The sequence below is a fragment of the Rhizobium sp. N122 genome, from assembly GCF_002211295.1.
Taxonomy (GTDB): Bacteria; Pseudomonadota; Alphaproteobacteria; order Rhizobiales; family Rhizobiaceae; genus Rhizobium.
Map to the genome: position 1 here is coordinate 1 of NZ_LOKU01000061.1, position 14,017 is coordinate 14,017.

A 14,017-nucleotide genomic window follows, 5' to 3' on the forward strand; every position below is an offset into this window, starting at 1 on the left:
AGACAAGGCGGCGAAGCGCCGCAAGAAGCACCTCAGCGTCGCAACGAGCGGCGACGAGCCTGGCGATGAGCCGAAGGCCCTTTCCGAATGCGACGTCAAATCGAACATCAAGTCCATTCCGGGCGTGATGACGATCCGCGGCTGCGCCTATGCCGGTTCCAAAGGCGTGGTATGGGGGCCGGTCAAGGACATGGTCCACATCTCGCACGGGCCGGTCGGTTGCGGTCATTATTCCTGGTCGCAACGCCGCAACTACTACGTCGGCCTGACGGGCATCGACACGTTCGTGACGCTGCAGTTCACCTCAGACTTCCAGGAAAAGGACATCGTGTTCGGCGGCGACAAGAAGCTTGAACAGGTCATCGACGAGATCGAGGAGCTTTTCCCCCTCAACAACGGCATCAGCGTGCAGTCGGAATGCCCGATCGGGCTGATTGGCGACGACATTGAGGCGGTGTCGCGCAAGAAGGCCAAGGAGCACGAAAAGACGATCGTGCCGGTGCGCTGCGAGGGCTTCCGCGGCGTCTCGCAATCGCTCGGCCACCACATCGCCAACGACGCCATCCGTGACTGGGTTTTCGACAAGAACGAAGTCGAGTTTGAGACCGGCCCTTACGATGTCAACGTCGTCGGCGACTACAATATCGGTGGCGACGCGTGGGCTACGCGCATTCTATTGGAGGAGGTGGGGCTGCGCGTGGTCGGCAACTGGTCGGGTGATGCCACGCTCGCTGAGGTCGAGCGCGCGCCAAAGGCCAAGCTGAACCTCATCCACTGCTACCGCTCGATGAACTACATCTGTCGGCACATGGAGGAAAAATACGGCATCCCGTGGATGGAATACAATTTCTTTGGTCCGTCCCAGATTGAAACCTCCCTGCGCGAAATAGCCAAGCACTTCGGTCCGGAAATCGTCGACAAGACCGAGGCTGTCATCACCAAGTACCGGCCCCTGGTCGATGCTGTCGTCGACAAGTACCGGCCGCGCCTCGAAGGCAAGACGGTGATGCTCTATGTCGGCGGCCTGCGTCCTCGCCACGTCATCACGGCCTATGAGGACCTCGGCATGCGGATCGTCGGCACCGGCTACGAGTTCGCCCACAACGACGACTATCAGCGCACCGGCCATTATGTGAACAAGGGTACGCTGATCTATGACGACGTGACCGGTTACGAGCTGGAAAAGTTCATCGAAGGCATCCGCCCCGACCTTGTTGGGTCCGGCATTAAAGAGAAGTATCCGGTGCAGAAGATGGGCATCCCCTTCCGCCAGATGCACTCCTGGGATTATTCCGGCCCGTATCACGGCTATGACGGCTTCGCCATATTCGCCCGCGACATGGATCTGGCCATCAATAATCCGGTGTGGGATCTCTACGACGTCCCCTGGAAAAAAGAGGCCGCGCCAGCTGAGGCGGTTGCGGCCGAATGAGAGCTTGGCCTGTCTTGGGAAGGGGCAGGCCAGGCTCTTCCCATCGGACTTGATCCGCACTCGTGACAGATGACATCCCATTGCCGCCACCGGTGCGGCGCGATGAAAAGAAAGGTGCTTACTATGCCGCAGTCGGCGGAAAAAGTTCTCGACCATGCTCCCCTGTTCCGCGAGCCGGAATACAGGCAGATGCTCGCCGAGAAGAAAGCCAATTTCGAATGCCCCCACCCGGATCAGGTCGTTGCCGATCAAAACGACTTCACGAAGACCTGGGAGTATCGCGAAAAGAACCTGGGCCGCGAAGCCCTGGTCGTGAACCCGGCCAAAGCCTGCCAGCCGCTCGGTGCCGTCTTCGCAGCCGCAGGCTTTGAGCAAACGATGTCCTTCGTCCATGGCAGCCAGGGCTGCGTCGCTTATTACCGTTCGCATCTGTCGCGTCACTTCAAGGAGCCTTCATCGGCGGTCTCGTCCTCGATGACGGAGGACGCGGCAGTGTTCGGCGGGTTGAAGAACATGGTCGACGGGCTCGCCAATACATACAAGCTCTACGATCCGAAGATGATCGCCGTCTCGACCACCTGCATGGCCGAAGTCATTGGAGACGACCTCCACGGCTTCATCGAAAACGCAAAGAACGAAGGGTCGGTCCCGCACGACTTCGATGTTCCTTTCGCCCACACGCCTGCCTTCGTCGGCAGCCACGTCGATGGCTATGACGGCATGATCAAGGGCATTCTGGAGAACTTCTGGAAAGGCAACGAGCGGAAGGAGGTTGCTCAAGCCATCAACATCATTCCCGGCTTCGACGGCTTCTGCGTCGGCAACAACCGCGAACTGAAGCGCCTGCTCGACATGATGGGCGTATCCTACATCTTCATCCAGGATGCCTCCGACCAGTTCGACACGCCGTCTGACGGTACGTACCGCATGTATGACGGCGGCACGAAGATCGAGGACTTGAAAACGGCGTTGAATGCCGAAGCGACCCTGTCGCTGCAGCACTATAACACGCGCAAAACGCTGGAATATTGCAAGGAGGTCGGTCAGGTTACGGCTTCGTTCCATTATCCGCTGGGTGTTCAGGCGACCGACGAATTCCTGATGAAGGTCTCGGAGATTACCGGCAAGGAAATTCCTCCGACAATCGGCCTGGAACGCGGCCGTCTCGTCGACGCTATGGCAGATAGCCAAGCCTGGCTGCACGGGAAGAAATACGCGATCTACGGCGATCCTGACTTCGTCTACGCCGTTGCCCGGTTCGTCTTGGAAACCGGCGGTGAGCCGACCCACTGCCTTGCTACCAACGGCACGTCGGCCTGGGAAGCCGAGATGAAGGCGTTGCTCGCATCCTCGCCCTTCGGCAAGGATGCCCAGGTCTGGGCGGGCAAGGACCTGTGGGCGTTGCGCTCGCTGCTCTTTACCGAGCCGGTTGATCTTATGATCGGCAATTCCTATGGCAAGTATCTCGAGCGCGACACCGGCACCCCATTGATCCGGCTGACCTTTCCGATATTCGACCGGCACCATCACCACCGTTTCCCGCTCATGGGCTACCAGGGCGGCCTGCGCGTCCTGACGACGATCCTCGACAAGATCTTCGACAAGCTCGATCGAGAGACGAGCGAGCCGGGTGTGACGGACTATTCTTACGACCTGACCCGCTAGGAGCGGCGGCGGTCGGCCTTGTGAGGCCGGCCGCCTTCATCTGAACTTGGAGACCGCAATGCCCTTGCTCAATGCTAAAGTCCAGGATGTCTTTGACGAGCCTGCCTGCGAGAAGAACCGCAGCAAGGATTCCAAGGCGCGCAAAAACGGCTGTTCGAAGCCGCTGATCCCCGGGGCGGCAGCCGGCGGATGCGCCTTCGATGGCGCCAAGATCGTGCTGCAGCCGATCACCGACGTCGCGCACCTGATCCATGGGCCTCTCGGCTGTGAGGGCAATTCCTGGGACAACCGCGGATCGGCTTCCTCAGGTCCAACGCTCTGGCGCACCAGTTTCACGACCGACCTCACTGAAACCGAAGTGGTGATGGGGCACGGCGAGCGGAAACTTTTTAAAGCAATCCGCGAGATCAAGGAGGCCTATGCTCCACCGGCGATTTTCGTCTATTCGACCTGTGTGACAGCATTGATCGGCGACGACATCGAGGCCGTCTGCAAGCGGGCCGCGGAAAAATTCGGCCTTCCGGTGGTGCCGGTCAACGCACCGGGCTTTGCCGGCTCCAAGAACCTTGGCAATAAGCTCGCCGGTGAAGCGTTGCTCGATCATGTGATCGGCAGCGTAGAGCCGAACGACGTGACCGCCTACGACATCAATATCATTGGTGAGTTCAACCTATCCGGCGAGTTTTGGCTGGTAAAGCCGCTTCTTGACCGGCTGGGGATCAGAGTAAGGGCCTGCATTCCAGGAGACGCCCGATATCTTGACATTGCTTCTGCGCATCGCGCCAAGGCGTCCATGTTGGTGTGCTCGACAGCACTCATCAACCTCGCCCGCAAAATGGAGGAGCTCTGGGATATCCCGTTCTTCGAAGGCTCCTTTTACGGAATTACCGACACCTCGGAAGCACTCAGACAGATCGCCAAGCTGCTCGTGATGCAGGGGGCGGATCCCGAAATCCTCGAGCGCACCGAGGCATTGATCGCGGAGGAGGAGGCGATTGCCTGGATGAAACTCGCAGCATATCGACCAAGGCTTGAAGGCAAGCGCGTGTTGCTCAACACCGGCGGCGTCAAGTCCTGGTCGGTTGTCCATGCGCTGATGGAGGTGGGCATCGAGATCGTGGGCACCTCGGTCAAGAAATCCACGCCTGAAGACAAGGAGCGTATCAAGCAACTCCTGAAAGACGAAAAACACCTGTTCGAGTCGATGGCGCCGCGCGAGCTTTATAACATGCTCGCCGACGGTAAAGCCGACATCATGTTGTCTGGCGGGCGCACGCAATTCATCGCGCTGAAGGCCAAGACACCTTGGCTCGATATCAACCAGGAACGCCACCACCCCTATGCCGGCTATGACGGCATGGTGGAGCTCGTTCGCCAGATCGATCTTGCTATTCACAATCCGATCTGGATGGAGGTGCGGGAGCCGGCACCGTGGGAATGCCAGCATGCGGTGGAAGAAGAACTGACGAATACCAAGAGCGAGAACGAGACTGGGTACGTCTTGCAAAACTTTGTCGGCGCGGTCGCCGGCAGCTTCGGCAAGCGTTGAGGAAAGCCGATGGTTCAAGTCTTTCCCCAGACCAAATCAGCTGCGGTCAATCCGCTGAAATCGTCGCAGCCGCTCGGCGCCGCGCTCGCCTTTCTTGGCGTCGAGCGTGCCGTGCCGCTGTTCCACGGCAGCCAGGGCTGCACCAGCTTGGCGCTGGTACTTTTAGTCCGACACTTTAAGGAAGCCATTCCCTTGCAGACAACGGCATTGGACGCAGTGGCGACCATTCTTGGCGGCGCAGGCAATCTGGAAGAGGCGATCCTAAATCTCAAGAGGCGCGCAAAACCCAAGCTGATCGGAATTTGCACGACAGCCCTGGTGGAAACCCGCGGCGAAGATTTCGCAGGCGATCTCGCCAACATCAAGCGGGATCGTGCCGATGAGCTCGCGGGTACGGAGGTTGTGCTGGCGAATACCCCGGATTTCGAGGGAGCGATCGAAGAGGGATGGGCGAAGGCCGTCATCTCTATGGTCGAGCGCATCACCACTCCAGGCGAGCAGAGCCGCCACCAAAAGAAGATTGCGATCCTACCAGGATGGCATCTGACAGTCGCTGACATCGAGCTTCTGCGCGAAACGGTCGAAAGCTTCGGTCTGAAGCCGGTGATCCTGCCGGACATTTCCGGCTCTCTCGACGGCACGGTGCCCGGCGATCGTTGGGTTCCGACCACCTATGGCGGTACTCCCGTCGACGAGATACAAGAGCTTGGCACGGCGGCGCAATGTATCGCGATCGGCGAGCATATGCGCCGCCCCGCAGAGCTACTGCGGACCCGGACGGGAGTCCCTTACGCATTGTTCCAGTCGCTGACAGGATTGAAACGAGCCGACCGGTTCGTCTCGTTTCTTTCTGAGATTTCTGGTGCGCCGGTGCCAGCAAACATCCGCCGTCGCCGAGCACAGCTGCAGGACGCCCTGCTCGACGGACATTTCCATTTCGGAGGCAAGAAAATCGCAATTGCTGTGGAGCCGGACCAGCTCTACCAATTCGCTACCTTCTTCACCGGCATGGGCGCCGAAATCGCGGCAGCGGTCACCACGACCGGCACCTCAAAAATACTCGCGGAAATGCCGGCCGAATCGCTCCAGGTCGGTGATCTTGGCGATCTCGAAGAACTTGCCGTCGGCGCTGATCTTCTCGTCACGCATTCGCATGGACGACAAGCGGCGGAGCGCCTTGGGATTCCGCTCATGCGGGTGGGCTTCCCGATATACGACCGACTCGGCAGCCAGCATAAGCTCACAAGTCTCTATCAGGGAACGCGCGACCTGATCTTCGATGTTTCCAACATCTTCCAGGCCAATCAGCGCGCGCCGTGTCCTGGATCGCTTGATCCCTCCCGCAAAGGAGAACTGCCTAGATGATCGCCGCTCGTCGCCTTTCCCTCGTCCCTGACGGGGTTCACTCGTCAGCTCCAAAACGGAAGGCTGGCGCGTTGCGCGTCGCAATCGCCACTCAAGATATGAAATCTCTCGACGCCCATTTCGGATCGGCAAAACGTTTCGTCGTCTATGATGTGAGTCCCGACGACTGGAAACTGGTGGAAGTCCTGGACTTCGAAGACGTTTCCGACCAGAGCGGAAAGCATCGGAACGAGGACGTCGATCGTATTAACCCGAAGGTGAAGGCGTTGGAAGGTTGTCACTTATTGTTCTGTCTGGCGATCGGTGGGCCATCGGCAGCCCGAGTTGTTTCGGCCAAAATCCACCCAATTAAAGTATCCGATCCTCAACTGATCGAAGATGTTTTGTCGCGAACTCGGGCGATGCTCAGGACTACTCCGCCACCCTGGTTACGCAAGGCGCTGACCGAAGCAGGCGCCATTGAAAAGAAGCCTTTCGATGAGGAGGACTAAGAAATGGGTACATTGACAGGAAGTACGAATGGCCCTGCTGTCAACGAAGATGGGGATCTCGCCACCCCTTTTCTCAGATGCCTGATAAGGCTCATCCGCGCTCAGGATGCCCATGGGGCGTGGGAAGGCAAATCGGACGCTGACCTGCTGGCCGACTTCATCCTCACCAAGGAGCAGCGCCGTAAGATCCCGATCATAGGCGATCCGGATCCTGATGTGCTGTGGAGGCTACAGAACTTTTACAGTTGCGTGGGGCTTGTGATCGAAGAGTGCACAGGCCTGTTGGCATCGCCGATCATGACGATCGGCCATGAGGGCTTCGGCCGCTTGCTTTTGACGACTGGACGGTTGGTCGTTCTGTCGAAGACCCTGCGCGATGTCCACCGGTTCGGCTTTGAGACGCTAGGCAAGCTCGCCGAGACCGGCACGAAAATGGTCGATGACGCTATTGAAGTTATCGAAACCTATCCCGACGTGGCGCGGGCATCATGACATCAATTTTCGAGGAAAGAGATCATGTCAGACATTGTGGAGCAGCTGAAGAAGGTCCGCAAGCTGCAGTCCCGCGCCGCCGCTGCCAAAATCTCAGCATTTGCAATGGCCAGAACGAGAGTTCGATGGTGAGCTCACTGGCATGATCATGGCTCTCAACCACGCGGCGGTTGCCGCCTGAAGAACTGCCAGACTCTCGTTGCCGCAGACGACATTGCTGCGCAATCTCGCGAACAAATCAGGAGAACGGTGTTGCGTTTCACAATCTTTTGCGGCCTCCTGCTGCTCGTCGTCTGGGCGAAGGCACTAACGAGTTACTTCGTCTGGCATTCCATCCACGAAGTCATCGTTGCAATGGTGGCTAGTTTGTTGCTTCTTCAGTGGGCGTATATCGCAAGCCTGCTCTTTTCCATCTGGCAATCCAGCCGTAATTACAGGAGTCGCCAAAGGGCTAGACGATCCGATCATCGCTAGACTAGAACGTGGTGTCAGCCACAGCCTATCATGAGGGCGAAAACCTCGGCGTTCTTTGGAACGCCTCTCATCAAATCAGATCCAACCATGAGTCAACGGAATTCGAACCTGCCGGATGACGTGGATGCGTCGAGAGCCCTATCGCCGCGCAAGCTCTGCAACCTCGGGCGTGCCATGATGACGTGTAACAGGTGGCCTGCTCATGCCCTATCTGTGGTGGCTCCGACTTCATTCGCGGCGGCGAGACCGTCAGCGAAGTGCTGGACTATGTTCATGCGTCCTTCCGTGTCGTGCATCATGTCCAGCCCCGCTTTACCTGCAAAGCAAAATTGGCCCTTGTTTAGATAGTCGAGGCCGCACTGCCAGAACACAGCGAGGCGATTTTGTCTTGTGGCCAGGTATGTGAAAGACGCTCATGCGAGCCCACTGGACAGGAGAGGTCAGCATTTGAATTTAAAAAGGTACCTTGATCCAAAAGTGGATGTGCTCGCTTCAGTAGCTGAATTGGATGGTCTGTACCGCGTCCAGAGGACCATAAAGAAACGTAAGTTATAAGGCTGAGCCTATGAATTTCATGAGAACGGAGCAGGGGCTTCTCTGCGTTTCAATTGCCGTTACCATCCTCCTTGCCTGCATCGGCATTTTGTTCGGGATCATTTCAGGTTCGTTCGCAATCATATTCGATGGTGTCTACGCACTGACGGACGCTGCTATGACTGTCGTAGCTCTGCTTGTTACAAAGCTCATCGCGTCATCCGAAGCGCCCTCCAGCAAAGGAAAACTTATCGAGCATTTCACGATGGGGTTCTGGCATCTTGAGCCCATAGTCTTGGCTCTCAACGGCATTCTCATAACCGGGTCGGCTGTTTACGCACTTGTCAACGCAATCGGCAGCATTTTGCATGGGGGACGTCCGCTCAACTTTAGTCAAGCGATCGTCTACTCCGTCGTAACACTCGGTGTGACAGCCACCATGGGGGTTATTGGTGATCGAGCTAATCGTAAGATCAAATCTGATTTCGTTGCCCTGGATACGAAAGCTTGGCTGATGTCCGCCGGGCTAACGATCGGGTTACTCGTCGCGTTTGCCATCGGATATTTCATTCAGGGGTCTTCTTACGAATGGATCTCGCCGTTTATTGACCCGGTCGCGCTGGCATTAATCTGCATTGTGATCATTCCCATTCCGGCGGGCACGGTTCGGCGAGCGCTCGCCGACATACTGCTTGTTACGCCATTAGATCTCAAACAACAAGTTGACGCGGTCGCCAAAACAATCATCGAACGACATGGATTCATATCCCACCGGGCTTATGTGGCCCGGGTCGGCCGAGGCCGGCAAATCGAGCTACATTTCGTTGTCTCAGAGGACCTCCCGGCGAGGAAATTGCAGGAATGGGATAAGATCCGTGACGAAATCGGGCTCGCGATTGGTAACGAGGGTCCGAGTCGTCGGCTCACCATCGCCTTTACAACCGATCCTGAGTGGGCGGATTAGGATTTTGAACCGAATTTGGAGCCCTGTATCGCAGGCATTCCATAACGGGCGTGATCCTCGAACCGGATGCATAGCTCGGCGTTTTTTCCAGCCACCATGCGTCAATTTGTAAGCGACAAGCCGTGGCCGTTCAGGCGGCGTAGTTCCATGGCATGAGCGCGTCGATTTCACTGCTGGGCCATCCATTCGCAAGGCGCTCAAGCGTCTGGGTCAACCAAGCTTGCGGATCGACTGCATTCATCTTTGCCGTTTGCAGGAGCGTCGCGATGGTCGCCCAAGTCCGGCCGCCACCGTCGCTTCCAGCGAATAGACTATTTTTCCTCGTGATCGCTTGGGGTCTGATTGCTCGCTCGACTATGTTGGAGTCGAGTTCGATGCGGCCGTCGGTCAGGAAGCGCTCGAAGATGTCTCGACGCGAGATGGCATACCGCAGAGCTTCGGCGAGTTTGGATTTTCCAGAGACCCGTGGCAGGGTCGCCTGCCAGAGAGTGAAGAGGTCACGGACGATCGCTGCGGAGATCTCCTGGCGTGCAGCGACACGAGCTTCAGGGCTTTGGCCGCGCACACGCTCCTCGATCTCCCATAACCTCGCCATACGCTCGACGGTGTCTGTAGCGACCTTCGAGCTCTTTGCGACATGCAACTCGTAGAACTTTCTCCGGCTGTGCGACCAACAGCCGGCCAGGATGGCGCTGTCATTGCCTCCATCTTTCCGGACGAGCTTGTTATAAGCGGCATATCCGTCGACCTGCAGGATTCCACGATAGCCGCTCAGGTGTCGTGCGACACACTCGGTGGCTCGACTGTCCTCGACAGCGATAGGCTACCATCGGTGGACCGCTGCCCCCAAAAGTCCGGTCATCCCTGGCATACGCCCATAGCCATGCCGTCTTCGCTGATCCGGAACCAGGTGCAAGTGTGGGCAAGGTCGTTTCGTCGGCAAAGATCCGTTCGGCCTTCTTGATCTCATCGAGGATGTAGTCGGCGAGGATATTGAGCTCGAACCCCAGCTTGCCCATCCATTGAGCCATCAGCCTGCGGTCGAGTTCGACCTTGTCGCGTGCGTAGATGGCTTCCTGGCGATAGAGTGGCAGCCCGTCGGCATATTTGGAAACGGCGATCTGGGCCAGAAGTGCTTCCGTCGGAATGCCACTTTCGATGATATGTGCCGGAGCCGCCGCCTGGACGACACCATCCTCGTTCCTAAAGGCATACTTCGGCCGGCGGGTGACGATGACACGGAACTTCGCTGCCACGACATCCAGCCGCTCGGAGACGTCTTCTCCAATCAGGATTTTGGTCTTACCTGCATGTTCTGGAAGCTCTTCCGGTTCGATCACGACCTCGACGCGCTCAAGATGAGGCGCAAAGCCCTTGCGTGGCCGCGGAGCGCGTTTGCTGTCCGCGCTACCGCGGCCTTTCGTGACCTGAGCCTTGATCGTCGCAATGCCGGTCTCGATCTCTTCGAAGACAAAGGCATGCTGCTCGTCATCGACGGTGGATGATGCAAGCCTTTCCGAGCGTCGGCCAAATCGGGCGCGATCGAAAGCCTTCAGGATCTGCGTCAGCCGCTCGATGCGCTCATCGGCGTCCGCGTTGCGGGCCTCTAGATCGTCAACCTGCTTCTCCAAAGCCTCGACGCGGGCTGCTTTTGCGGCCATGGCAAGAACCATGGCTTTGAGAGCCTCTACATCATCCGGGAGCTCAATCTCGGGCCGCGTCATGGGTATGATCAGAGCATATTTTGCCGCGCTCCGCCCATGCTTTCAGGGACCTGATTCACTTCGCCGCAGCGGTTTTACCCAACAATCTCGGGAGGCTTCACCGGCGTGGATCGAACCCGCTTCCAGTCCATTCCGTCGACTAAAGCCAGAAGCTGGGCATGATTGAGCTGGACGCGATGATGGCCGATCCGGGGCCAGCAGAACTGGGCTTTTTCCAGCCGCTTCGCATAGAGGCAAACGCCGGAGCCATCCCACCACACGATCTTGACTCGGTCTGCTCTCTTGGCCCGAAAGACATAAAGTGCACCGTTGAACGGATCACTGCCAGCATCCCGTACCAGCGAAAGCAAGCTGTCCGGCCCCTTTCGGAAGTCGATGGGATGGCTCGCAAGAAAGACCTTCACGCCGGACCGGATCATGCCGACCGCACCGCTCGGATCACCCGCTGCAGGTGTGCTTCGCCGATATCTGCGTCGGCCCGGATAACGACGTCGCCGATGATAAGCTCGATCATCGCACGTGTGCCAATCGTCCCAGTCTCCGTCTGACCAGCCCGATCTTGCGAGGAGGATCGTTGTCCGTCACGAGCATCACGACGCCAGCCAAATAGCTGCGAGGGATGTATGCCGATGCGATGCGCAATGGCTGAGACGCTTGCGCCGGGCTCCATTGCCTCAGCCACAGCCCGCGCTTTAAAATCATCGGACCAGCGGCGCCGAAATTGCCGTGGGGCGCCCTCAAGCCGTTCCGGAACAGCCTCGATCATATGGAAGTTTCTAGTTCCAGAGCTAGGCGCAGACATAGAAGCTCACAGTTTGTGAATCGTCTGTCCGCAATACAGCGGCCAACGCTACTGACGCCAGATGGGGTCAGCTTGTCGCTTACGTCAATTTCACGGTTCGTACCAATCTTCGATCAATGCGGCCAGTTTCGATGCCGTAGTTTTCCGTTATGCCTCCAGGCGCGATACTCGATTCAGCGAATAGGGTTGGCTGAACCCAGATCGCGCCTTTGCGTTCAAGCTCCACAGGCGGTTTCGCCGTCTTGATCTTGTTGAGATCCTGCCGGAGGCCGATTGTCTCGCGTTCTTTGAAACGAGCGACGCCTATGTCCTTGTACTGGCTCAGGAGGGCGCGGCCCAGCTGCCCAGGTTCCGATAGATGTCATCGCGCAGCTGTCGGACCTGTCGATTGAGCTCACCAAGTTGCGCAGGCGTATGGTCGGAAATTTCCAGAAGAGCGTCGCCCAGGCAGCCAGCTCGCGACCTCAGCTCCGGCCCGCGTAACCCGCCGGGTGATGCTGCGGGCGGCAAGGGTCATCAGCGACTATGGTTCCGCGAACGCGACGAGGCGCCCGCGGATAGCCGTCGGCAACATGAAGTCGCCTCGTAGGTCAGACCTTGTGCAGAAAATCGACCACGCCGGTATCGAGATCATAATAGGCGGGCACGATCTTCACCTTGCCTTCCTCGACCAGGCGAGAAACAATCGCACTTTCGGTGAGGATGCGCTCGGCGCCGTTGAAGGCATTGGCATGGACGGTCTTGTCGACAAAATTGTCGCCGCGATCGGTCTCCGCCAAAGCCACGGGCAGGATCGGCTGGGTCATCTTGCCGATTGAGCCATCGAGCTTGGTGCCCTTGGACACGACCTCGCAGGCGGCGGAGACCGCCCCGCAACGCTTGTGGCCCATGACGACGATCAGCGGCGCATGCAGATGTTCGGTGCCATATTCGATCGTGCCGAGCACATCGGTGTCGACCACGTTTCCGGCATTGCGGGCGACGAAGAGTTCGCCGAGCGTCACGCCGCCGAATACAAGTTCCGGCACGACACGGCTGTCGGAACAGGTCAGCACGATCGCCCAAGGTGCCTGGCTCTTGGCGACGTCCTGCCGGCGCTTGGAAATATTGGCGGCGCAGGCTTCCGTGTCGGCGACGAATTTCTTGTTGCCTTCCTGGAGTTTTGCCAGTGCTTCATCCGGCAGGAGGGCGGGAGCGTTCGAGGCGAATGCCGGCATGGTCATGTCAAAGCCTGCAGTCATGACGGCCACGCCTCCGATGCCGGCAAATTTCAGCAGGGAGCGACGGCTGAGTGGGGAGGAATTGCATTCAAAGCACATGGTATCGGTCCTTTTGCAATATCCGGGATGGCTGCGGAGAAATGGCACCTGCTCCAAGTCATGTCCGGCAATTCTCCGGGAATCGGAGAATGGCCGATTGGTTATGCCTTGATATGGCACTCATCAAGCGGAATTTTGACGCATCGGAGGAGCTAAGCCAATCCTGGAGTATTGCCCCGGCCGTACGGTAGATCAACCCGGCCCTGACGGGTTCTGGCGAGGGATGCTCATGCGCGGCATATTGGGTTGCAAGGGACCCTTTGGGCGCTGCCTTCTGCTTCTTTAGTGGCTCCGCTGCCGCCGGCGGGATCGCATTCATTAACTCACTCGGGAACCTAGGAGCATTTGTGGGGCCGTTCGTTATAGGGTATCTCCGTAGTCAGCCCGGAGGTTTTTCCACAGGCCTATACGCGTTGGCAATCATGGGCCTAGCCGCGACAGTCATGTTGATTTTCCTCCTGCGCCTCCTGCGCCTCCTGCGCCAAACTCGATCGAAACAACCAGATGTTCTTGTGTTTGTTGTCACGTGAGCCGAGCCGGTTAGGTGCACAACGAGATGCGGCTCGGGTCCGCGAGGAACCAACAGCAAGAGCTCGCAAAATTCCTCAGCGTCACCGGCCGCCGTCTTCGCACCCAAGGCCGAACCCGGCAATGCCGCTCATGTCGGCGCACCGATGCCGGGCGCCATCTCGCGCGTCTTTGTGTCGCCCGGACAGGCGATCAATGCCGACGATGTGCTGGTGTCGACCGAAGCGATGAAGGTGGAAACGGCAATTCACGCCGAGGAGAACGGGACGATCGCCGAAGTTCTCGTCAAAGCCGGCGACCAGATCGATGCCAAGGACCTGCTTGTAACTATCGCGGCCGGTTCAGCGTAAAGTTCCATAACGTTGATTATGCTATTTTGTGTTGTAGAGGCTATTTAGTAATGCGACAGTTGGGCCAGTTAGAGATGCGACAATCTCGCCTCTCGACGACTGGTCAATGCCAATGTCGGGAGCAAGGATGACGACCTTCAGCCTGGTCGAGACCATGAGCGGTCGGAGTCGTCATGTCCTTTATGATCACTATGTCGCAGAAAGAATTGCATCGCCTCGAACTCATCCAGAAGATCCGTGACGAACGCCTGAGCGTTGTGCAGGCCGCCGAACGGCTCGACCTCAGTCGAAGTCAGGTCCATCGGCTGCTGCAGGCCTATGACCGGGA

Annotated in this window: 12 protein-coding genes and 2 pseudogenes; 10 read left to right on the forward strand and 4 right to left on the reverse strand. The window is 58.0% G+C overall.

The window, feature by feature from the left end; genetic code table 11:
* From nifD to ATY75_RS29120, 8 genes are all read left to right on the forward strand, one after another.
* On the forward strand, nt 1–1,432 hold a 1,432-nt coding region (nifD, locus tag ATY75_RS29080; protein ID WP_106797755.1), incomplete at its 5' end, for a nitrogenase molybdenum-iron protein alpha chain.
* Nucleotides 1,433–1,555: 123 nt separating this feature from the next.
* Complete coding sequence (gene nifK / locus ATY75_RS29085; RefSeq protein WP_018247184.1) at nt 1,556–3,097, forward strand: nitrogenase molybdenum-iron protein subunit beta; 1,542 nt, start codon at nt 1,556–1,558, stop codon at nt 3,095–3,097.
* A gap of 58 nt (nt 3,098–3,155) precedes the next feature.
* On the forward strand, nt 3,156–4,646 hold the full coding sequence (gene nifE / locus ATY75_RS29090) for a nitrogenase iron-molybdenum cofactor biosynthesis protein NifE (protein WP_012489544.1): 1,491 nt from the start codon (nt 3,156–3,158) through the stop codon (nt 4,644–4,646).
* Between the two features lie 9 nt (nt 4,647–4,655).
* A complete protein-coding gene (gene nifN / locus ATY75_RS29095) occupies nt 4,656–6,011 on the forward strand; it encodes a nitrogenase iron-molybdenum cofactor biosynthesis protein NifN (RefSeq protein WP_012489543.1) in 1,356 nt (451 codons plus the stop codon).
* Nucleotides 6,008–6,502 carry a nitrogen fixation protein NifX gene (nifX, locus tag ATY75_RS29100; protein WP_085861407.1) on the forward strand — a complete coding sequence of 165 codons (495 nt, stop codon included), beginning with the start codon at nt 6,008–6,010 and terminating at the stop codon, nt 6,500–6,502. The genes nifN and nifX overlap by 4 nt, the downstream gene beginning before the upstream one ends.
* A gap of 3 nt (nt 6,503–6,505) precedes the next feature.
* Nucleotides 6,506–6,994, forward strand: a complete 489-nt coding sequence (locus ATY75_RS29105; RefSeq protein WP_085861394.1) for a NifX-associated nitrogen fixation protein — start codon at nt 6,506–6,508, stop codon at nt 6,992–6,994.
* A gap of 665 nt (nt 6,995–7,659) precedes the next feature.
* Nucleotides 7,660–7,812, forward strand: a complete 153-nt coding sequence (locus tag ATY75_RS35640; RefSeq protein WP_196411598.1) for an IS66 family transposase zinc-finger binding domain-containing protein — start codon at nt 7,660–7,662, stop codon at nt 7,810–7,812.
* A 221-nt stretch (nt 7,813–8,033) separates the two neighbouring features.
* Nucleotides 8,034–8,966 carry a cation transporter gene (locus ATY75_RS29120; protein WP_012489540.1) on the forward strand — a complete coding sequence of 311 codons (933 nt, stop codon included), beginning with the start codon at nt 8,034–8,036 and terminating at the stop codon, nt 8,964–8,966.
* Between the two features lie 130 nt (nt 8,967–9,096).
* Here ATY75_RS29120 and ATY75_RS29125 read toward each other — a convergent pair.
* The 4 genes and pseudogenes from ATY75_RS29125 to ATY75_RS29135 form a co-directional block, all read right to left on the reverse strand.
* Nucleotides 9,097–10,690: pseudogene (locus ATY75_RS29125) on the reverse strand (IS66-like element ISRle3 family transposase).
* Between the two features lie 74 nt (nt 10,691–10,764).
* Nucleotides 10,765–11,109 (reverse strand): IS66 family insertion sequence element accessory protein TnpB, encoded by a 345-nt coding sequence (gene tnpB, locus ATY75_RS29130; RefSeq protein ID WP_085861393.1) that lies wholly within the window; start codon nt 11,107–11,109, stop codon nt 10,765–10,767.
* Nucleotides 11,106–11,456, reverse strand: a complete 351-nt coding sequence (locus tag ATY75_RS34315; protein WP_082935752.1) for a transposase — start codon at nt 11,454–11,456, stop codon at nt 11,106–11,108. Before ATY75_RS34315 ends, tnpB begins: the two co-directional genes overlap by 4 nt.
* 626 nt (nt 11,457–12,082) lie before the next feature.
* A complete protein-coding gene (locus tag ATY75_RS29135) occupies nt 12,083–12,811 on the reverse strand; it encodes a carbonic anhydrase (protein ID WP_051679592.1) in 729 nt (242 codons plus the stop codon).
* Nucleotides 12,812–13,446: 635 nt separating this feature from the next.
* Here ATY75_RS29135 and ATY75_RS29145 point away from each other — a divergent pair.
* Both ATY75_RS29145 and ATY75_RS29150 read left to right on the forward strand, forming a co-directional pair.
* Nucleotides 13,447–13,689, forward strand: a pseudogene (locus ATY75_RS29145) (biotin/lipoyl-containing protein); the annotation flags it as partial.
* 173 nt (nt 13,690–13,862) lie between these two features.
* Nucleotides 13,863–14,017 (forward strand): helix-turn-helix domain-containing protein (locus ATY75_RS29150; RefSeq protein WP_143535359.1); only part of this gene is annotated, 155 nt, incomplete at its 3' end.